17 protein-coding genes are annotated in these 20976 nt (G+C 60.4%); 3 read left to right on the top strand and 14 right to left on the bottom strand.

Translation table 11 applies throughout. From position 1 onward, the window contains the following. Positions 1-105: 105 nt before the first annotated feature. Genes mobC through RBB16_RS05085 form a run of 3 tightly spaced genes read left to right on the top strand, consistent with a single transcriptional unit; the run spans position 106 to position 4991 of the window. On the top strand, positions 106-693 hold the full coding sequence (gene mobC / locus RBB16_RS05095) for a plasmid mobilization relaxosome protein MobC (protein WP_065267419.1): 588 nt from the start codon (positions 106-108) through the stop codon (positions 691-693). After that, on the top strand, positions 680-3028 hold the full coding sequence (locus tag RBB16_RS05090) for a relaxase/mobilization nuclease domain-containing protein (RefSeq protein WP_306045131.1): 2349 nt from the start codon (positions 680-682) through the stop codon (positions 3026-3028). Before mobC ends, RBB16_RS05090 begins: the two co-directional genes overlap by 14 nt. Further along, complete coding sequence (locus tag RBB16_RS05085; protein ID WP_306045130.1) at positions 3021-4991, top strand: type IV secretory system conjugative DNA transfer family protein; 1971 nt, start codon at positions 3021-3023, stop codon at positions 4989-4991. Before RBB16_RS05090 ends, RBB16_RS05085 begins: the two co-directional genes overlap by 8 nt. A 247-nt stretch (positions 4992-5238) precedes the next feature. Here the strand turns inward: RBB16_RS05085 and RBB16_RS05080 are convergent, their stop codons facing one another. The 14 genes from RBB16_RS05080 to RBB16_RS05015 all read right to left on the bottom strand — a co-directional run bounded on the left by RBB16_RS05080 (position 5239) and on the right by RBB16_RS05015 (position 20974). After that, entirely contained in the window at positions 5239-6564 is a 1326-nt protein-coding gene (locus RBB16_RS05080; RefSeq protein WP_306045129.1) for a ferredoxin reductase family protein, read from the bottom strand. Positions 6565-8071: 1507 nt separating this feature from the next. Further along, the gene (locus RBB16_RS05075) at positions 8072-9277 is read right to left on the bottom strand and encodes an HlyD family efflux transporter periplasmic adaptor subunit (RefSeq protein WP_306045194.1); all 1206 of its coding nucleotides are present in this window, start codon (positions 9275-9277) and stop codon (positions 8072-8074) included. Positions 9278-9282: 5 nt separating this feature from the next. Next, positions 9283-10656: a TolC family protein gene (locus RBB16_RS05070; protein WP_306045128.1), complete on the bottom strand. Its 1374-nt coding sequence runs from the start codon at positions 10654-10656 to the stop codon at positions 9283-9285. Between the two features lie 305 nt (positions 10657-10961). Then, the gene (locus RBB16_RS05065; RefSeq protein ID WP_306045127.1) at positions 10962-11987 is read right to left on the bottom strand and encodes a type IV secretion system protein; all 1026 of its coding nucleotides are present in this window, start codon (positions 11985-11987) and stop codon (positions 10962-10964) included. After that, positions 11987-12406, bottom strand: a complete 420-nt coding sequence (locus RBB16_RS05060; protein ID WP_306045126.1) for a hypothetical protein — start codon at positions 12404-12406, stop codon at positions 11987-11989. Before RBB16_RS05060 ends, RBB16_RS05065 begins: the two co-directional genes overlap by 1 nt. 20 nt (positions 12407-12426) lie before the next feature. After that, a complete protein-coding gene (locus RBB16_RS05055; RefSeq protein ID WP_306045125.1) occupies positions 12427-13461 on the bottom strand; it encodes an ATPase, T2SS/T4P/T4SS family in 1035 nt (344 codons plus the stop codon). 1 nt (position 13462) lies between these two features. After that, positions 13463-14788 carry a TrbI/VirB10 family protein gene (locus tag RBB16_RS05050; protein WP_306045124.1) on the bottom strand — a complete coding sequence of 442 codons (1326 nt, stop codon included), beginning with the start codon at positions 14786-14788 and terminating at the stop codon, positions 13463-13465. Then, positions 14785-15486 carry a TrbG/VirB9 family P-type conjugative transfer protein gene (locus RBB16_RS05045; RefSeq protein ID WP_306045122.1) on the bottom strand — a complete coding sequence of 234 codons (702 nt, stop codon included), beginning with the start codon at positions 15484-15486 and terminating at the stop codon, positions 14785-14787. The genes RBB16_RS05050 and RBB16_RS05045 overlap by 4 nt, the downstream gene beginning before the upstream one ends. Next, positions 15483-16130 carry a type IV secretion system protein gene (locus tag RBB16_RS05040; protein ID WP_306045193.1) on the bottom strand — a complete coding sequence of 216 codons (648 nt, stop codon included), beginning with the start codon at positions 16128-16130 and terminating at the stop codon, positions 15483-15485. Before RBB16_RS05040 ends, RBB16_RS05045 begins: the two co-directional genes overlap by 4 nt. A gap of 14 nt (positions 16131-16144) precedes the next feature. Then, entirely contained in the window at positions 16145-16942 is a 798-nt protein-coding gene (locus RBB16_RS05035; protein WP_306045121.1) for a type IV secretion system protein, read from the bottom strand. After that, complete coding sequence (locus tag RBB16_RS05030) at positions 16939-18105, bottom strand: lytic transglycosylase domain-containing protein (protein ID WP_306045120.1); 1167 nt, start codon at positions 18103-18105, stop codon at positions 16939-16941. Before RBB16_RS05030 ends, RBB16_RS05035 begins: the two co-directional genes overlap by 4 nt. A gap of 4 nt (positions 18106-18109) precedes the next feature. Continuing rightward, the gene (locus tag RBB16_RS05025; protein ID WP_306045119.1) at positions 18110-18325 is read right to left on the bottom strand and encodes a hypothetical protein; all 216 of its coding nucleotides are present in this window, start codon (positions 18323-18325) and stop codon (positions 18110-18112) included. Then, on the bottom strand, positions 18322-20706 hold the full coding sequence (locus tag RBB16_RS05020; protein WP_306045118.1) for a type IV secretion system protein B4: 2385 nt from the start codon (positions 20704-20706) through the stop codon (positions 18322-18324). Before RBB16_RS05020 ends, RBB16_RS05025 begins: the two co-directional genes overlap by 4 nt. Further along, a complete protein-coding gene (locus RBB16_RS05015) occupies positions 20696-20974 on the bottom strand; it encodes a type IV secretion system protein VirB3 (protein ID WP_045682577.1) in 279 nt (92 codons plus the stop codon). The genes RBB16_RS05020 and RBB16_RS05015 overlap by 11 nt, the downstream gene beginning before the upstream one ends. Positions 20975-20976 lie beyond the last annotated feature (2 nt).

Here is a 20976-nt window from a genome sequence, read left to right as displayed (position 1 = left end):
GGCGATTTTCTACATTGAGTACAAGCCCTTATGGCCGACTCCACTTGCGTTGGGAGTCGGCGGGCTTGTACGAAGTTGGCAAGAAATAGGAACGTTAACTTCAAAATGCCCCGCCGCCGTAGACTGTCAGAGATCGAGCGATCGACCATCGCCCAAGAGCGCCGGAACGGCGTCTCCGCGGCGTCATTGGCCGCGCGCTACGATGTCAGCCTGAAGACGATCTACAACGTGGTGAACCACCGGGATGAGCGTCAGACAGCGAACGGCAGCCGATCGCGGGTTGTGGGGATCCGGGTCTCGGACGACGACCTGCGCCGGTTCGACGCGGCGCTGTCGCGGCGCGGGATTGCGCACCGCTCGGATGCCATGCGCCGCCTGATGCTGGCGGCCGAAGGTGTCTTCCTGCCCGACGACGAGATGTGTGACGAGTTGCGCAACCTCGGCGCCGCACTCAACCGGGTCGGCAACAACGTGAACCAGATCGCGCGACGTCTGAACGAGGCCAAGGTGCGGGGCGAGAGACTGTCCTACCCGGCCTCAAGTCACCGTGACGTCCGCGCCCTTGCGGGTCTGGTCTTCGATCTGGCCGACCAGGTCCAGGAGATGTCGCGTGCGCGGCGCAGCCTGCTGGACCTTGAGATCAGCTCTGCCCTGGCGGGCCTCGCGGAGAGGGATGAGAATGGCGCGGAGTGACCGGGTCCGTGGCATCGACCCGGCGCTATTTGACCGCGGCTGGAGCCGAGTTTCGGGATTCTGGCAGGGGCTTTCCAGGGACGCGCAGATGGTTCGGGCCGCGCGCGGCTATTCGCCAGCGATCTTCAAGGCCATTTCGAAAGGGGGCTGCCACACCGGGGCGCAGCTACGGGCTCAGCTCACATATCTCACAACAAAGTCGACCCATATCCTCGACAGTCGCGGCACCCATGACGGGAAGAAGCAGCTCTCGGAAGCCGAGATCAACCGAGTGGCGCGGCGGTTCGAGAACCAGTGGAACGAGCGCTACAGCCCCAAGCTTGGCCATACGTCACATCTGCTGATGGCATTCCCGGTTGGGACCAGTGGTGAAGAGGTGCGCGATATCACCCAGGCCGTCTGCGAGAAGTTCTTTCAAGGCGAGGGCTCGCAATTCGACTATATTGCTGCAATACACCAAGATCGCGCGCATCCACATGCGCATATCGTTCTGAACCGCCGCAGCAAGGATGGCGAAATGTTCTTTCTCGGGAAGGATCATCACTTCAACTACGACGCCTTTCGCGAGGCGATGGTCGAGGCGGCCCAAGTTCATGGGATCCGCCTTGAGGCGACGCGTCGTCTGGATCGCGGCGTCACGACCTACCGCGCCGAGATCGATGAAATCTACAAGGCTCGCGACGAAGGTCGTCCCCCTGTCGAGCGCCAGAGAACCGGTGCTGACCTGGCGGCCGCTCTGGAAACCGTCCGGCAAAACGCTTTGATCTATCGCGGGCTCGCGGCGGAGGCGTCCCGTTCGAATTTCGAAGACGTGTCCGAGGCGCTCGAGAGGGCCAGCACCATCCTTGCCAGTGGCGGTCAGATTCAATCTGACGGAGCCATCTACATGTCCCAAGACGAAGCAGCGTTCGACACGCTGATCACCGAGTTTTCTCAGAACATTCGCCAGATCGAGACGGCGATCGACAGGGCGCCGGCGGCCGAGCGGCCTGTGATCGAGCGCAAGCTGACCGACGTTCTGGCCTCGGTCGCGCATTTGAACCCGCTCGGGGATCGCTCCGCCGCCCTGGTCGATGCTCCGTCCCGGGACGGCATCTATGCAAGGTCAAACGCCAGTGAAGATCACCTCGCGCGTCTTGACGATGGAGAGGTGGCACCAAAGCTGGCCGAGGCGTTGCAAGGCACGGGCATTGATGCCGAGGCTGTGGCCGCGCGCCTGCGGGAAGGGGCAGGCAATGCCGCACTGGAACGCCAGTGGTTGGCACAGGATCTGCAGGGGATTGCCAAAGCAAGCGACCTCGATCTGGAGAAATCTGCGGACCGGGAAGAAGCGCTCGACCGGCTGGAAGCCGTGCATGTTCGGTTGGGCGATGTTCTGACTGACGTGCGCGTCCTGCGCGCGCCAACCGAGGGCGACGAGGTGGATGACGCTGAGGAAGTGCTCGGTGAGCGGTTGGCGGCACCAGGGGGTGATCTCGAGAAGGACGGGTCCGACATTTTTGCCCCATCGGAGCGGCAGGCGTTCAGGGCGCTGGTGGCGCAGTTCCGCCGCACGGATTTCGATCATCCGTTCTCCGACGACCCGTCCGTCCGGCGGGCAGGTGCCGTGGAGGTTGAAGAGGCCCGCGCCGCGTTCGATGCCTACGCGCAGAAATCGCCGCAACATGCCGAACTGGCCTTAATGGCCTGGGAACAGATAACTGACAGTCGAATGCCGCCGCAATATGCGGTATCGGCGCAGGACCGCACGCTGCATGCTGGCGACATGGACCTCGCCTTGCGGGATCCCTCGGATCATCTCGGTCCGATCACCGAAGAGCTCCGCACCCTCGCCCGCTATCGCACGGAGATGCCGGATGATGAATTCGGGCAGGCCGTCCAGGACGAAATCAATCACCTTCGTTCGCTCGGCGCGTCGCGTGCCTATATCAGCGAGCGCAGTTTCGAGATCGAGGACCAGGCGCGACAAGACTACGCCGAGCGCCGGTATCTGGAAGAGACAGCGCCAACCGTCATGGCCTTTTTGCGAAACGCCGACGCCGGGGATCCGATATCCGAGGCAGAGCGCCATGACATCGTCCGGCAGGTCAACGAACGGCTAAGCCCCGACGCAATCGACGCACTGCGGGCTGGCAACGCGGACGTCCTGGACACATTCACCGAGGATCCGCTGCGCCAGCTGGAACTCGCCAAGACCTATCTCCAGAGCAGCGATGTCACTGCGCATGGCCCGGCGATGGAGCGCGTTCTCGATGCATTGGCGGAAGAACAGATAGAGGCGCAGCGCGCACGCCACGCTGCGGCAGATGGCGAGAAGGGGATCACCCATGGATAAAGGCAAGATCGCCCTCGGTGTGTTGAGCCTCGTGCTGGTCGGCCTCGCCATGTGCTATGTTGTGGCGACCGGCTTTGTCATGTTCCGCTATGGGCTTTCTCCCACGCGTTTCGACGTCACCCTGCTTGCCCGCGAATATCGGGGTCTGTCTCAGTCTGCACCGAAAGACTTCCTCTGGGTGAACCTCATCCTTGGCGGCTTCGGCCTGGCATCGCTGATGCTGAGCGTCACGCTTCTGGGGGATGCATTGACTCGCTTCGGGACGACGCATTGGCAGACCCGCAGCGAGATGAAGAGGAACGGTTTCTTTGCCAAGCCCGGCGGCGGCTTCCTTCTGGGCAAGCTTGGCTCCCCGAAATCCAGTCGCCCGTTCCTTGTCTCAAAAACCTTCCCCCACGCGCTGATCGTGGCGCCTACAGGCCGGGGCAAGGGCGTGGGGTTCGTGATCCCGAACCTGCTGACCTACAAGGGCTCCGCCGTGGTGCTCGACGTGAAAGGCGAGAACTTCCGCGAGACCTCGCGCTTCCGCGCCAGCATGGGCGACAAGGTTTTCCGCTTCGCGCCGACCGACTGGGACCGACCGACACATCGCTACAATCCGCTGGCGCGCATCGCGGCCATGACCAACCCCGACCGGCAGCAGATGGAGCTGAAACTCACCGCCAAGCTCTTCCTGCAGACCGACAACGAAAAGCTGAGCGGGCTATTGGCCGGGGGTATCGACCTCTTCGTGGCGTCCGGGCTTTTGGCCTTCGAGCGCGGCGTGCCGACCATCGGCGAGATCTATCGCATCACAGCCTCGGGGGGCGACAAGCAGAAGGAATACTTGAAGCGTTCTCAGGAAGTGAAGAACACCTCGGCCAAGCTGATCTTCGAGCGCATGGCATCGACCAACAACGACACCCTCACTTCCTACCTCTCCCTCCTGATGACATCGGGTCTCGACACTTGGGATAACCGCGCGATCGACGCGGCCACCGCGACTTCTGACTTCTCATTCCGGGATATCCGCCGCCGCCCACATGCGATCTATCTTGTGGTCGAATCCGAGATGATCCGCCCGCTTGCCCCGCTGATCCGCCTCTTCTTTTCGGACCTGATTGCCTCGCTGCAGGCTCAGGAACCCGGCGATGATGAGCCCTGGCCGGTGATGATCATGCTCGACGAGTTTGACCGGCTCGGGAAAATGCCAATCGTCGCCGAAAGCATAAAGACGCTGCGCTCCTTCGGCGGCAACCTCGCCATCGTGACCCAGACGATCCCGGCGCTGGACGAGATCTATGGTGAAAACACCCGCCGATCGCTGCAGGGGGGCGCAGGCGTGAAACTCTACCTCACCCCGTCCGAGCAGAAGACCATCGAGGAGCTGAGCCAAGCTGTCGGCAAGACCACCAAGCGTGTGGTGACCCGCTCTCGCGCTGTTGGACGCAATCCGTTCGAAGGACGCAGCGTCTCGGAGAGGACCGAGGACACCCCGCTCCTGACCGAGGATGAGGCCCGACGCATGGACCTCGACGAGGTCATCCTCGTGATCGACGCGCAGATGCCGATCCGGGCAAGAAGGGTGAAGTATTTCGAGGACCCGGCTTTGAAGGTGCTGCACGCCGGGCAGTCGGGGAGTTTCCCATATCCGGACGAGGAGGGGCTGCGGCGGGATCGGCAGATGTCTGAGACCCGTGAGACGGTGGCTAGGCTGAAGCAGGAGCTGCAGGAGGTGCGGGCGGTGACTCGGGGGCCCGAAACCGCGCCGATGATGTCAGAGGATCCGGCAAAGAATACAAAGGTTCAAAAGCTCGCAATAAATAGTCGCGCACTCGGCCGCGCGACACGAGCGGCCGCACCCGTCGGCGGAGCAGGTCAGTTGTCGTTCGATCCGGCTAGCTTCGGAATCAAGGATGCAGATAGGTCAAAGCTTGAGGCTGCAGTTCAGACGACACGGGAAATCATTAAAATGTACGGGTGATCGGTCGAAAAATTGTTCGCGCCTGTATCTTTCAGGTCACAGGAGTCGCCTTTTTCTGATGGCTTTTGCGACCTGACAGATACAGGCGCTAATGCCTAGGCGGGGACCCACCCCGAGCTGTGTGAACAACTCCTGAGGCCTCAAAGCTAGGCCTCAGGAGGGCAGGCAGCTAGAAAGCAGAGCTATGCCATGCCCTATCCGAGCGAACCGCTGTAGTGGATCAATTTGACAAACCTTTCCGCAATCATCACCTTCTTGTTTTGGCTATCCGTGAGTTTGGCGCGCATTGTCTAGCTAAGAGAAATCGGGCCAGGCGTTTGAGACCGATGCCGGTGCGGAACTCGAACTCTTCGTAATGGATGTCGCGGGTGCTGACCCCGTGGCGGGCTAGGCCCGATTGCAGCGCCCGGCGCAGACCGGCGGGGCCACAGAACCAGAGCTTGATGGGGCCATTCGCCGTTGCCGCGATTCGCTCGGCGGTCAGCCGGTCGCCGGACTCGGAAGACAGGATATGGAGCGTCAGGTTGGCCACGCGGTTGGCTGCGGCCTCGACCCGCTCGATCTGGGGGGCAGCAGAGCGGGACCGGACGCACCAGAAGAGCGCGACCCGGTCGGGCAAGTCATCGGGCAGCGCCTCGGCCCAGGCCAGGAAGGGGGTGATGCCGATGCCACCCGCGACCCAGATTTCGGCCGATCCTGAGGGAGGGCGCCGCAGGAACCGCCCGAACGGCCCCTGCACATGCAACGGGGTGCCCGGTGTCAGGTCGTGGCCCAGTCGGTGGGTGAAATCGCCAAGCGCCTTCACGGTGATCTGAAGGGAGCCGTCCGCCGCCGGAGGGGCCGAGAGGGAAAACGGGTGCGGTTCCGTCAGGCCGCGCGACCCGAAGGTGAAGACCGCGAACTGGCCGGGGGCAAAGCGCAGGGGCTTGGCGGTGGGGGTCATTGTAATCTCGGTAGCGCCGCCGGTTTTGCGGAGATTGCTGACCTGATACCCAGTCGACCGTCGCAGGGCAGTGGGCAGCAGCGTGACCGCATAGGCCAGCACGCCCGCAGCGCAGATCGCGCCGACATAAAGCCCGAGCGCGGAGCCATTGGTGAAGGGCTTGAGGATGAAGAGGTAATGAATGGTCCCGGCGATGAAGAAGCCACCCATGGCCTTATGGGTCCATTTCCACAGGTGATAGGGGATGAAGGTGGCGATGGAGATCACCACCAGAACCAGAAGCCCGTAAAGGCTGAGCTCGCCCAGGGTTTCGGCGATTTCGGTCAGCGCGGTTTCGCGGCCGATCCCGTCCATGTCGGCATCAATCGTATCATGCAGCAGGATCGCGGTCATGGCAATGATGCCGGACCATTTGTGCAGCACATAGACCCGGTCCATCGGGCCCATCAGCGCCTCGATGCTGGGTGCGCGGGTTGCCATGAGCTGCGCCCAGGCCATGAGGATCAGCGCGAGCGTGCCCAGATACTGGCTGAACAGCGCCACGGGATCGGTGATGTCAGGGAGTCTTATGAAGAGATAGCCGGGGATAAGGCAGGAGACTGCAACAACCAGTAATCCAAAGGATCTCATCGCGAATTCATCTCCTGATGAATGACTCACTTCCTAGCTGAGCACCCCATGAAGCTATTCGCCATCAAGGTTCTGGGAAACTGGAGTCCAGAGTGGCTATCTCAGCGACTGACTTAAGGCCATATGACGATCCAGAAGATGATTGACCATGTTAGTATGCCAAGAACGGCAAGCGGCAGAACCCACCAGCCTGCAACATTTTCGGATCTCCCACACTGAAGGTTCAGCGCTTCTTGCTCTTTCTTACCTAGGCTGTGATCAAGAACATCAATTGCTGGACAATCCTTAGCCCGCTCAGTAGCACACAGAGTGTCTTTCATCTATTCGTCCAATCTTCCCTAGCCCAGATGCTTCGCATTTGGCGCTTACCTCGGCAGCCCAACGAGCATCAGAAAGCCCCAACCCGGCGAGCAAGAAGGCCCAGAAGAAAAGATACGGCAAGTAACTTACGCGCCTAGGTGGCCTGAAACCCGACTTCCCTCCAGGTTTTAGTGAGCAGAGCACTGCTGTCTTTCCGCTGTTGTGGTTCGCCCGGTTTCGTATCCAGCGGCTCATTTTCTGAATCGGCTAGCATTCAATGAAACTGGACATGCATCATATTGCCAACAATTGGCCCTCATGCGGCACAGGCCAGACCAATTGCGGCTAGATGAATCTCCGAAGGAGCCTCTCGACGATCATACCGAAGATTGCACTGACTCCGCCAAGAACACCAATTTGCCATAGCGTCAGATCTCCAAGCAGCAGTAGCGATACAAACTCAGCTACCATAGTAGCCACGGCGATGATCAGTAGTCCTTTGAATTTCATCTGATATACTCCATTTCAGTGAATTCCCCCACGCTTGCTATCGTGGGGGGAGATCTTAGGACATGTTCATCCCGCCGGGATAGTCATCCACCCCGTTCAGTCCATCACAAACAACTGAGCCAGCGCTGGCGCCATAGACGCCACCGGCTGCGCCACCGATTGCAGTACCAGGTCCAGGAGCAATAGCGGAACCCGCAGCAGCGCCAATTGCGGTAGCAGCCGCGCCAGACACTGCGAGGCACGTTGTTTCAGCGAGGTTGCCCCACCGATTTCCTCCCCCGCCAATAGAGCTGCTACCGCCCCCACCAAAGCTGAACTTGCTGTTGAGGTCGGTCATTTCCTTCTCGATACAAAAAGACATGTTCTGTCCCTTCGCTTTGCGCCTATCTTGCCGCTGTTGTTGTTCGCCGGGCATCGCTTCCGGCGGCTCATTCGGGTGGAGGGATCTCGACCATCCCTCCACCCATCTGCGTCTCTCCCAGGATGAGAGACGCATCTCGGCTTACCCTGCGGACATTAACCCCCGTCCATCGATTGACACGCCTTACAGACCTATCTGAGTTTCTTCGAAGGCTGGAGGCAATCAGGTCTGGAAAAACATGATGCGTAATGTCGTTCAGTACAGAACGAATGTTGTTCGTAGGGCGTAATCCAGTCATTGAAGATCAGGCGAACACCACACCTACACTCAAGAAAGCTACCGCTCTGAAAACGCATCCGTTGCTCTAAACAATGGCTTGAGGATATAGGAGAGCACACTTCTCTCTCCAGCCTCGAGCTCAACCTCCGATAGCATTCCGGGCCGGATTAGGACTTCTTCTCCATCTGGTCCAAATAATGACTCAGAATCCAACTCAACAATGACTTCATAATATGGGTTATCATTTCTGGAATGCTGATCAACAACAGTATCGGCCCCAACATGCACAACGGTACCGGATAGAGTTCCATAAATTGCATAATCAAAAGCAGTCAGTCTGACGGTCGCACTCATTCCGACAAACACAAATCCAATATCTCTGGGTGAAATTCGACCATCTATCCGAAGATCCTCCCCGAGGGGAATAATTTCCACTAGGGGATCCCCAGGCCCAACAACGCCACCAATTGTTGAAATCTCAACGGAATTAATAACCCCCCGAATCGGGGACCGAACGCTGGTTCTTTCAAGTTGATCCTCCCTGTTACGCATCTGCTGCTCAACTTGGCTAAGCTGGACTAGTACGTCAGACATTTCTTCTGCGCGTGAAACTTCAAATTCATGTATGAACGTATCTAGGCGGGCTTGCGCGTCCAGAGCAGCTTGTTGCACACGCACCAAGTCTATTCTCGGCACCGCGCCTCTATCAACCATCGGCTCTAAGATCGAAACTTCCTCCAAACGAAGGCGCAATGCTTCCGAGAGGTTTTCAACTGTCTGTTCGTACTCGTTCCTTCGAGCCAAGAATAGTTCTTCTTCAAGTCTGGCAAAGTTGGGCGCAAGTTCAATGAGAGTTTCGTCTGGGTGGAAGCCTTCGCCAGGGCTTCCTTCGGCTTGTAGGCGTGACAATCTCAGGCGCAGCGAAATACTTTGTTGGAGAAGCTCATCATACGCACTGCGAAACTCTGTTTCACTCATTTGAACCACTACTTGACCGCGGTCCACCACATCCCCTTCATTTACAAAGACTTGATCTACAATGCCGCCTTCCAGGTTCTGGACAATCTGTGTGCTGGTTGATGATACAACCCTACCCTCCGCGCGAACAATTACGTCAAGCGGAGCATAAGAGGCCCAGATGCAAAAAACAAAAATGATTGCTGATACAATCCAGATAGATGATCTGTTGAGCGCGCCGTTGCTATCCTTTCTGAGTAGAATACGGGTTTCCCGTAGCGCGGCGCTTTCTCGACTCATAAACACTTCTTTCAATCCGAAGTCAGTAGATCTGACGGCATCAGTTCAATGTGGGCGGAAAGAAGCCTGCCTTGCATCCACGATATCTGCAAGCAAGTATTAAACTGGTGCATTCGTGCTTCTATAAGAGAGATCTGCGTTTCCACTTGCTCCCTGTAAAAGTCTATTCCGTCAGATACTTGAATGACACCTGCTTCGACTTGTTCCAGATATAGTTCTATTGTTTCGCGGTTGTTTTCGTGAATCTCTTCTAATTGGCGAATTTCAACAGTTCTTGCGTTATGCTCAGAGAGCCATGCTTCAAGCCGAGCATCGGCTTCAATTTCAGAGATGGCAACATTTCTTCTACTTGCTGAAACATTTGATTCAGATGCGCTCATGATATGCCTTCTTCCGAATCCCAAGAGATCACTGGCGTCCAATCGGATTCCAAAAGTAGGTTCGGAAAGCCCAGTTGCTGAATATGCAGTGCCTGCTTCTGCCACCAAGCGCGGAACTCTTCGAGATGCAGTAGCAGCCTGTTGGAGTTCAGCCCTTTGCGCATTTATCTGGGCCTGAACGACATCCAAGGAATGCCCATCTCTACCAACAACTCTGCACATTTCAGCAACTTCCGAATGTGAAGGAATCTCCTGAGTCCAGCTTGAAGTTCCAGTTATTCGGTTCAATTCACTTTCGGCTTGCGTCAGAAGGGCTCTATCGGATGCTAACTGCCTTCGCACTCCTTGAAGCATCGCGTTCAATCTTAGGTATTCACCTCTATCTGAAACGTCACCGTCGACACGATCTTCAACAATATTCATGAGCCTTACGAGTTCAAATTCGTAGGTTCTGTTAACATCAAGCCTAGCCTGTAGCCGAAGATAATCAGAAACGTGGAACAGTCCATCTATTAAAAAGTCATTCCTTTCGATAAAAGCAGAAGTCTCCGCCTCGAACAGATCGAGTTCTGCAATCCCAATTTGAGCTCTGGTTCTGCCACCATCCCATAGCAACTGATCGACATAAAGCCCAGCCTGTGGCTGACCGCTGCCCGTCAAAGGAACTGACGCAGAAGGCCTTATCTGCGGGTAGCGTTCAAATCTAGTGGCTGCGAGGTTAGCCCTTGCAGCCTGTACATCATGTAAGGCAGCGGATCGCTCTATCGCGGCCGAATCAATAATAGTAGCCAGATCCCATAGTGAGCTGCCTTCGAGAATTCCTGACGGTGGGTTGTCTTCGTGAAGTAGACCCTCCTGAAGCGAAGGCGCAGGGGCACTTTCACGATCGAGCAGCTCTACGTTTTGCCTTCCAGAGAAAAGGGTAGTGTTCGAGCAAGCGGACATGGTGATCACAATTGCCAGCGCGCTGGCGCGCACAACTCTGCTGTGATTGTAGTCCGGCATATTGAATACTTCTCTAGTCTGATGCCTAGTTATTTACTGTCTCATTTTCGAGACACCCCAAGCATTCTGCTCTGCCCCCGCCGCTTCGATCTCTGAACTCAGTGCCGACACGACTGTTGGCGGCCGGCAGCCTAAGCTCATGTTTGCGCGCTTTTTGTGTTGCAAGATACGTGCCCCCGTTAAAAAGAGACTAAAAGAAACTTTTTTGGGGCGAGCAGCGCGCATTTCCGCCGACACCTGGTGAGGAAGTCAGTGATGTGTTTTTCCGGTCCTAGTTGAGGAAATCATCTGTGGGCCGGAGGCCCTCATTGCCCCAACCGCTTCGACCTCTCGGCCATCCGTACCACCTGCGCGCTTGCCGTTGCCGCGGCGCTTCGCACAGCGGCAGGAGCGTGCACTGCCCCGCGCCCGATCGCTTCACCCGTCGCAAGTGCCCCGATCCGCGCCCTGCCCTTAACGCCGTCGGTATTGAAGATCCCCCGCATCATCCCGGTCGATCCTGCAACAACTGCGGGCGCGGCCACCACCATCAGGTTTCCCGAGATGCCACGCACGATCAGGGGTGTTGCTGCCACAAACCCCTTGGCCAGGAACACCATGACGAAGAACGGCACCAGTGATCCGATGTTGGTTGCCGAGTTCGGATCACCTAGCTGCGCGAGAAGCGAATTCGCCATGCCGACGACGGTCGAGAACATGGCGGCGATGACGATGGGGTAGAAGGCGTAGCTGATCGTCGTCGAGACCCATCTGTGGAAGAAATCCTTGGTCGCATCGAAGAGCGACAGCGCAATCATGATCGGCGCAAGGCCAAGCATCAGGGTCAGCATCATCTTGGCGAAAATGAGGACAATGCCAGTCATGAAGCCAAGGAGGCTCAGGAGCACCAGGCCGATGCCGCCGAGGATCGCGCCCGTCATCCAGTTCAGATTACTGCCGATCGCGTTCAAATATGTCGCGAAGCGCTCAATCAGGTTGTCGAACTCTCCCGCGAAATGGGTTGCGCCTGCGCCACCTCCACCGACAGACGACACCAGCGCGCCGGCGACATAGTCGAGGCCTCCGACCACGGCATTGGCGACCGCGTTGAAGTTGGCCCAGTTGAAGGCGAAGAGCCCTATCAACATCAGCTTGATCAGGTACCAGAAGAAACTGGCCCCATCCATGCTTCGGAACTGGAAGGCCATGTTGATGCAGACGCCGATCAGCGAGAGCGTGACCATCAGCAGGACGATCGTGCCGGTATTGCTGGCCACAGCCCCGAACTGGGACTCGGCTGCATCGACAAGGAAACCGTCAGCGGTTTCGACCATCCAGCTGACGACGCTCATTACCAGTTGCCTTGCGCTTCGCAGATATCCTGGACGTCGCGGGCAATCTGGTTCTGCTCGTTACGAATGGCCAGCCTCGCTTGAGTATGCTCGGCCGGCGTGCTTGTTGCGAACCGTTCCTCGTACTCGGCGAAGGCTACTTCCCATTCCGGGAAGCGGACTTCGCAGCCGCAGTTGCCCGTATCGACGATCTGTTCCCATGCGCGCAGTTCGTACAGATCCATCAACGTCAGCGCCTTGTAGGCCTCGCGCGGGTGAATCTCGTCCATCCAGTTCGGGCGAGCGGGCCGGTCGTTGCAGATCCGGTATTGCTGGGGCGCGATGGTCACGGTGAGATCGTTCGTGACCTGCGGCGCGGTCTGGGCCGTGAGGGGAACGGCCAGCAGGGTGACAGCTGCGGCGAGGATGGTATGGCGCATGGAGGTTTCCTTTCGATTCTTCATTCGGCCGCGACCGTTGGGCGCTTTGTGACCCCGGTTCCGGCAGTGTATTGATCTGGATGCTTCGCCTGCCCTGGCAGGAAGAACTCGGTGATGCCGCGGGCACCGTCATGGCGGCCTGCCTGAATGATCACGTCGATCGAGCCCTCAATATAGTCGACCATGTCGGCATAGGTCATCGGCACATCGGTTTTGAGCGCGGCTATGGCGAGACGGCGGACGGCCAGTTGCGGGGTCTCGGCATGGAGCGTGGTGAGCGAGCCGCCATGCCCGGTGTTGATCGCCTCGAGGAAGGTCATGGCCTCGCGGCCCCGGACCTCGCCCAGCACGATCCGGTCGGGCCTCATGCGCAGGGTCGAAGCCAGAAGCACATCGGCGCTGCGGGCCTCGGTATCCCGATCCGCAATCAGCGTCACGGTATTCGGCTGCTCGGGGCGCAGTTCTGCCGCCTCCTCGATGGTAATGATCCGCTCTTCGGGCGGGATCAGGGAGAGGATCTTCCGCGCCGCGACCGTCTTGCCTGTCGAGGTGCCGCCCGAGACGATCATGTTGAGCTTGTTCTCGACGCAGAAGCGCAGGGCGGCATCGATGTCGCCGGAGGCCACCACATCGCGGAGCGCGGCGTTCCGTTCGCGACGCAGGCCTTCGAGGCTGCGCTCCTTGCCATAGAGGAAGCCAAGCTTGATGGCCTCCAGCGGTAAGGAGGAAAAGAACCGCAGCGAGATGGAGAACCCGCCCTCGACGGCGGGGGGCTGGATGACCTGCGCCCGGATCGGACGATCCCGGTAGAGGATCGAGACCGAGGCGATGGGTTTCTTGGTGCTGAGCGTCGTCGAGGCGGCCGAGGCGATCTGATTGCCGAGGTCCTTGATCTCGGTCTGGGTGAGCGGCGTGCCGAGGCCCCGCATGAAATGATCGCCCTGGAACTCGCCCCAGACCTGCCCGTCGGGGTTGATGCAGATCTCGATCGTGTCGTCGCGCAGGGCCTCGGGACCGAAACGGTCGAGCGACGCTTCCAGATAACTTGCAGCCATGTCAGAAGATCTCGAGGTCGCGATCGACCATGACCGTGATCCGTGTCCCCTGATCGACATGGATCACAGGCCGCATCGTTAGATAGTCTTGCATAACGCTTTGCGTGCTATCGCGCAGGTCGGTGCCGACATCACTCGCAACATCGGCCGCCGCCTCGCTGTCGATTTGACCCGCTGCAGCCGCAGGCAGGGCGCCGATCAAGGAGATCAGCGCGGCGGAGCCGAAGCGTTGCGCGAAACGGGTGTCGACAAACCCGGTGGTGCCAGTACGGCCGAGTTCGTCTCCACCGAAGGCGCTGATCTGCACGGTCTGATTATCGGGCAAGATGATCCGGTCCCATGCCACCATGACGCGCGATTGGGCGAGTGCGACATCGGAGCGGTAGCGCCCGATCAGCCGCGCGCCGCGCGGGATCAGGATACGCGTTCCATCGAAAGAGTGGACGTCTTCCGAGACGATGGCGCGGATCGCGCCGGGCAGTGTGCTGTCGAGGGCCGTCTCTGTCACAGCCTGAATCATAGTGCCCTGAACAACCGTGTTCGATGGGTTCGCGATCACTTCGGCACGTGTCACCTGTGCAGGTTGTGCGCCCGAACGAACAAAGGCTTGATCTGCATTCAGACGTGCGGCTTCCAGCGTATTCTCCCTATCCGCACCCGCGCCGATCCCGGAGAAGGCGATCATAGGAGACGCGATACGCTCTGCGCGGGCCTCGGCTTCGGCTGCGCGACGCCTTTCGAGTTCGGCCAGCCGCAATTCTTCTTCACTTGGTCCCAATGAGGTCGGCTCTGGTGGCGCAAGTTGTGCAAGTTCCAAGTCCATGCGGAGCTGATCCAATTCGCGGTCCCGCTCGGTCAGCTGCCGCTCGAGGGCACGCTGAGCCTCGGCGGATGCTTCCTGTAAGGTGGCAATTTGCGCCGTCAGGTCCGCAATCGCCTGCTCCGCCCCGCTATCCGCGGCCTCGGCCGGTCTTGCGCGCAGGTCCTCGAGTTCCGCTCTCAATGTCGCAAGACTTTCCATCAGCGCGAGTTCCGACTCGCTCGGACCTGTGTCCGCAGGCGGGGCTTGGCTGGGCTGCGGGGCAGAAATCGGCGCCAGATCTCCGAATCCGGGGCCGCTGCTCTGGAACTCCTCCGGCGCGGCTGTCGCCATTGGTGCTTCTGCTGACGGCTGCAGGGCAGCCCATGCCAGACCGCCTGTTGCCGCGATGCCGACGACCCCAAGGATCGCGGCAAGCGGCGCAGGCCGCTTGCTTGCCTTCGCTTTGCCTGTCGAACCTTCGAGAGCCGCGAGGCGCGCGGCGAGGTCTTCTGTACCTTCGGTCATGATGTGGCCTGTCCTGCGTCCTGGACGCAAACCACCTCTTCGCCAAGGCGAAGGACCCATTGTCGGTTGACGCCAGACACGCGGATGACGCCGTCACTCAAGGCTTGGCTGTTCACCGCGCGTTCCCTGCCGTTCGAATATCGGAAGATGGCGGGCACCGGCGCATTCCGTGCGAACCGGAAATACGTGAAGGTACCATCATCCCAGATGGCCGTCGGCGTGAACTCTTCTCGGGCGCTGACCGCATAGTTCGCATTCGGCGCATCGGCCGCAACCGCCCTGGTGGGTTGCACGCGGTTTTCAGGATAGCGGAACTGCACGACATAATGCGGCGTCTCTCGGGCTTCGACGACATGGAAGTAGTAGGAGCGGCGGTTGGTGTAGACGGTGATGTTGGTGGCGACGCCAGATGCTGTCGGCTTGATGGCGAAGGCACGGCCACCCGGGACACCGTCGAATTGAAACCCGACCGTATCGCCGGCGATGATCGAGCGGATGGTTTCACCCTCACCGAACTCGACCGTGGTCACCCGCGTCAGACTGGTGACCAGCCGGTAGACCTGTCCCGGTTGCCAGGTCGCCATGCGGACACGGGTGTCGTGAGACCCGGGACGCGGGGTTGCTTCGGCGAATGCTGCTCCGGATGGGAAGGTCAAGACGCCGGCAAGGAGCAGGGCGGAAACGGGAAAGCGGGTCATTCTGAACGGTCCGATCGGATGGCATATTGGGTGACGATGAAGCCGAAGGGGTTTTGCCAGACATCGTCGAGGGAGCGGCTCCGTTCCGGCTGAAACTCAAACATCAATGTCACGGTGAAGGATCCGTCCTGCACCCCTTGCGGGCTGGTCAGACGCTTTCTGAGACGCACCTGAGCGCGATTCTCGCCAATGAGAGTGATCGAGGCGATCTCGACGGCCATCTCGGCCGCGCCCCCGTATCGCGTTGGCGGATAGCTCTCCTGCCCTGAGGTCCAAATCGCGCGCATGCTGGCCTCGGCCGTCCCGGTGGACTGTGACAGCACCCGGCGGACACGCAGATCGTTGTCGAGCTGGTTGTAAGTCTCGCGATCGAGAATGTAGCGATAGATTTGCGCCTCGATCACAGCAGGCCGTTCGGCAAGCGTCACGGCGGCGACCGCAGCGTTCGGAAGCGCCATGCCGGTTTCTGGATCGTAAGGAACAACCACGGGAGGCGCAGCCTCGACCATCAGTGCGACAGCGGCGGCTGCCAGGCATCCGATCATACCGAAACCTGCCCCGCCAAATCCGATCGCCCTCCACAGCTGTTCACGGCGCAGGGCACCGTAGACAAGTTCCTCTTCGACAAGCTCGCGCGCACTCATTTCCGCGAGGCCGCTCATGGCCGCAGCTCCGGTAGCGTGAAATCCATGTAGCGCTGTTCCTCGGCGATCGTTGCCGCGTCGACGAGACCGGCGTTGCCGGCGCCAAGGGTCTGGATGGCTTCGAGCTCCCACATGCGTGTGAGGGCGATGGCAAGTTCCGCCGTGACGCGGGTGTTATGGTCCATCGAGGCCTTGAGATCTTCCATGTCCGGGATCATCTCGACGAGGCGCTCTACCCTCTCAAGAGATTGCGCCGCTTCGGCATGGCTGTTCTGGGCCGCGGCGTACAGGACCGCCCCGGTGGTTGCCCGGGTCGCGATGCCCTCCGCACCGGGAGTTCCACTGGTGGCGATTTCGTTCAGGGTGTTCTCGTCGAACCCGGCACTGGCTAGCGCTGTCTCCATCTGGGTGCGCATCGGTCCGGCATTGAGACCGATGAGGTTCGACCAGTCGCCCGTCTGGATGCCCCGGATGAGACTTGAGATATTCTCAAAATCGGCGTCAAGGAGCGCGTCCAGATCCTCGCCCATTGCAAGACCGAGGATGTTACGCGGCCCTGTCAGCGACGTATACATCTGGTTGAGCTGGTTGAGCTGGTTCTGCAAGACTTCGAGCTGTGCCAGCGCATTATCCAGAAGATCGGTCTGGATCCCGAAATCCTGCAGCATCTGCTGAAGCTGGCGGATTTCCTGGGCAATATTCTGGGTGTCCACCGTGGGCACACCCTGTGCCGCGGCAGGTCCGGCGACATCGAGGGCAAACGCCAAAGCGATGCTACGGGCGAAAAGGGAACGGGGCAGGCGCAGGTTCAACGCAAATCCTCCTGACTGAAATCCATGTATTGCCGCTCGGCAGCCTGGGCCGCCGCCAAGGCGATCTGCTCGGCACTGAGTGGCTCGGTTCGGGCGGCCTTGATCCGGGTCCGGATCGCGACCAGTCGCGCAAGCTCGGCGCGCGCATAGGTATTGAGCGCGATAGCCTCGTGCAGGTCCTCGGTCTCGCCGATGCGGGTAATGATGTCCTGAACGCGCAAAGCGGCCGCACGGACCGAGACCAGCGAATAATCCCCATAGACCCCCGCCCCATGGGCCGAGAGGCTGAAACTCGCATTCGCCAGAAGGACCGGGTCGATGGTGCCGAGCGCATCGATACCGCCCACGGCGGCGAGGTAGCTGTTGTACTGCTGTGGGATCACCACAACGTAATGCTGGGTTTCCGCGAAGGGCGGGACGCCGCCGTAGTCCTGCACGTTGCCTGGGCCTGCGTTGTAAGCGGCAAGCGCATGGATGATGTTGCCATCGAACATGTTCAGCATCATCGCGAGGTAACGCGCACCGCCTGTGACCTGCAGGTACGGGTCGTCGTAATAGGCCGGGTTGATGCCAAGATCGCTCGCGGTAGCGGGCATGATCTGCGTCAGCCCGAAAGCCCCAACGGGGGAGCGTGCCCCGATCTGGAAACGGCTTTCCTGCCAGATCAGCGCCTGCAGCAGGCAGCGCCACTGCACAAGCGACAGCCCCGCGCGGCTGACGCCCGGCAGACTGTGCGTGTCGCGCGCGGCGCGGATGATCAGTTCCTCGATCCCTTCCCGGGCGTCGCCGAACATCCGGGCTGCGGCCGGGTTGTTGTCTTCGGGCGCATAAAGGCTGGCTGCAGCCCTCTCGACGTCCTCAACCGCCCCCTGCCCCGCCTCGAGTCCGGCCACTGTGCCTGCGACATCGCCGGAGCCGAGGGACATCGCATCCATCAGCCCTTCGAGGGAGGCGAGTTGCTGGCGCTCGATTTCGGCCAGTTCCTCCTCGCGGCTTAGCCGGTCCTGCTGCAGTGCCAGGTCCCGATCGGTCTGCTCAAGGATGGCCTGCCGCTCTGCGAAGAGGCGCAGATCGAAGGTCGGCACGCCTTGGGCCACGACCGGCCCCGCCGCGGAGCCTGCCAGTGCAAGACTGACCATCGAGAGGGGAAGCCAGGTCCACATGCGATTAGCCGCCCGCCCCCAGCATCACGAAATCGCAGGCTGTGTCGCGGCGCGTGACCTCCGCCCCCATGGTCGAGATCGTGGCAGTGGCGGTTCCTGCCTGCGCTGGAGCCTCGCGAAAATTGAAGCAGTTGGCTTGCGGGGGGTTATGCTGCGCACAGGCTGTCAGGGTCAGGCCGAGCCCGAGCAGCACGACGCTGCGAATGATGGTACGGGTCATGTCACTCTCCAGAAATCAGGACGTTCGCGATAATCGGCGCCGACAAGCGCTTCGCCCTTCTCCATTCCGCCAAGGATGGTCACGAGCGGGCCGAGCGCGCTGAGATCGGCATCGATCAAGACGGAACCACGGTCGTCGCGTACAAGCGCGAGCCGCGAGGCCGAGCCGACGCCCAGAAGCACGTCGAGTTCTTTCTCGCTGAGGCCAAGCATGGCGTAATCCGCAGCCGAAGCCCGGATGTTGGGCAGGAGCACCTGGGTTGGCACAGCTTCCACGATGGTCTTGCCGGTCCGCGTGCGCTCGAGCTGGCTGGCATACTGGGTCATCATCACGACGACGGCGTTCTGTTTGCGGGCGGTCACAAGCCAGTTCGAGAGCCGCTCTGCGAAGTATGCGTTGTCGAGGGCTTTCCATGCCTCGTCGATGACGATGATGGTGGGCTTGCGGTCCTCGATCACCCGCTCGACCCGGCGGAAGAGGTAGGACAGGACCGCCATGCGTTCCCGCTCGCTCTCGGAATCGAGGATGCCGGTGAGGTCAAAGCCCGCGACGTCTCCATCGATGCTGAAACTGTCCTCGGCATTGGCCCCGAAGATCCAGCCGTAGCGACCCTCGGCCGTCCATTCCTGCATACGCTCGAAGAGATCGCCCTCGTCATCGGTCGAGACCAGCAGCGAGGCGAAATCCGACCAGTTTCGCAAGGTAGCATGTCCTGCGCTCGCGTTCTGGCGCACGACTTCCTGCAATCGGTTGGTTTGAACCGGGGTTAGCGGTCGATCGCGCCGCTCCAAGAGGCTCGCGAGCCAATCAGCAAGCCATGCCTGGCCCCGCACGTCGATCTCGGTCTGGAGCGGATTGAGGCCCGTGGGGCGCCCCGCCCGCACGGTCGAATAGCTGCCGCCGAGCGCGCGGACGGCCATCTCCATGCCCGCGCGATAGTCGAATACGAAGACCCGCGCACCTGCCCGCCGTGCCATGGTCATCAGGAAAGCCGCCAGGACGGATTTGCCGGAGCCGGGACGGCCGAGGATCAGCGTGTGGCCTCCCGTGGGCTCGCGATCCGGCGCGCCCTGTTCGTGGAAGTTGAAGCGAAAACCACTGCGCTCGGGTGTCGGAAAGAGCGTGATCGGCACGCCCCAGGGGACTTCCCGCCCTGTCTTTCCGAGCGGGGTGCGGTGGAAGGTAGCGAGATCGGCGAAGTTGTGGTTCGTGATTGCGGCCTTGCGGCTGCGTGCGCCTGTGTTCCCGGGATGCTGCGCCATGAAATGCGCCCGCGCCCCGAAGGCTTCCGAGATCAGGTTGATCCCGGAAGTGGCGGAGATGTTGCGGATTTCGGCTGCGATGTCGTCAAGCGCTGGCTGGGTGCGCGCATAGACCGCCACGGTCATGTGGTGCTCGCCGAAGATCAGGCGTTTGGATTCCAGATCGTCCTGCGCGAGTTCCAGTTCCTGGGCGAGACTGACGGCTCCGTCATTGGCGGCCTGCATTAGCCGCAGCTGCCGCTTGATCCGGCCCGCCATGATGTTGGCGTTGATCGGCACAAAAGAGTGTGTGACCACCATGTCTACGGGCAGATTCAACTCGTCGAGCATCAGGCTATCGGTCTTGGCCGGGTAGTTCTTCACCGCAAAGATCGCCCCGAGCTTGTCGCTGACGGCACCGTCCGAGAGTGCGATGGTCGTGCCGCGGAAGGTGACGCGCGTATTGGCTACGTCCTCGGCGATCACACCGAGGCGCGACCGGGGGAAGAGCGGGTGCTCCTCGCCTGTGTTGAGTGAACCGAGGAAGCCCAGAAGCTCGCCGGTGCCTGCGGCCAGCAGGCGGGGCTTCAGCTCATCGAAGGAGGACAGCAGAAACCCCACAACCTCGTCGAGCTTGCGCAAGCGGCGGGTGGTGTCGGCCGCATGTCGCGAGCGAGACGCCCCAAGTCCGAACGGCAAGCGGCTGCCGGTCTCAGGTCGCTTCAGCACTGTCAGGGTCAGCGTCTTGTCGCGCAAACCCGCGCGGCCGAGATGCGCGTGCCATCGTTTGTCGACGGCAGCCGCAAACCCCTCGCCCGGAATGGGCGGCAGGGTCACGTCGACCGCTTTCGAGACCTTGTGCAGGTAGAAAGAGAACTCCGTCCCGATCTGTGCCACGATGCCAGCCAGCAACCCTCCGATCCGGTCGAGATGCCCGTCCTCGCTCGTGGTGCTGTTCACCCCCTCGAGCCGGATGCACTGCATCAGCTCGTTGCCGCGTGTCCGGATCGTCCGGTCGGTCGCGAGGCTGACGTAAGGCAGCATGGACGAGAGCCGCTTCTCGCCCTTGACCCATGCAGGCAGCGCGGTCAGCGGGTCGAGGGCGCCTTCCACGTTATCGGCTACTCCATCACGGGGCATAGCTGTCGCCCCCGTGGAGCTTGCGGTTCGCCGTGGGTGGGGTTTCCTGCAGGGTGATCACCAGGACATCGAGGAAGTTCGGATCCCAGTCTGCGGCCTTCCAGAGCGCCGGCCAGGCCAGCCCCGCGAACACAGCCACCACCCAGCTCTGCACCCAGAGGAACAGAAGCGTCGAGCCGAAGAGCCAGACCATGGCGTACATGATCGGCAAGCCCATCAGCTTGGGTGGCCTCAGAAGGCCGATGAACACGCGGGACTGGTCGGACATGG

The organism is Nioella sp. MMSF_3534 (assembly GCF_030732985.1).
Classification (GTDB): Bacteria; Pseudomonadota; Alphaproteobacteria; order Rhodobacterales; family Rhodobacteraceae; genus Nioella.
The sequence above is the reverse complement of the archived record's forward strand: the minus strand, read 5'-3'. Positions and strand labels throughout refer to the sequence as shown.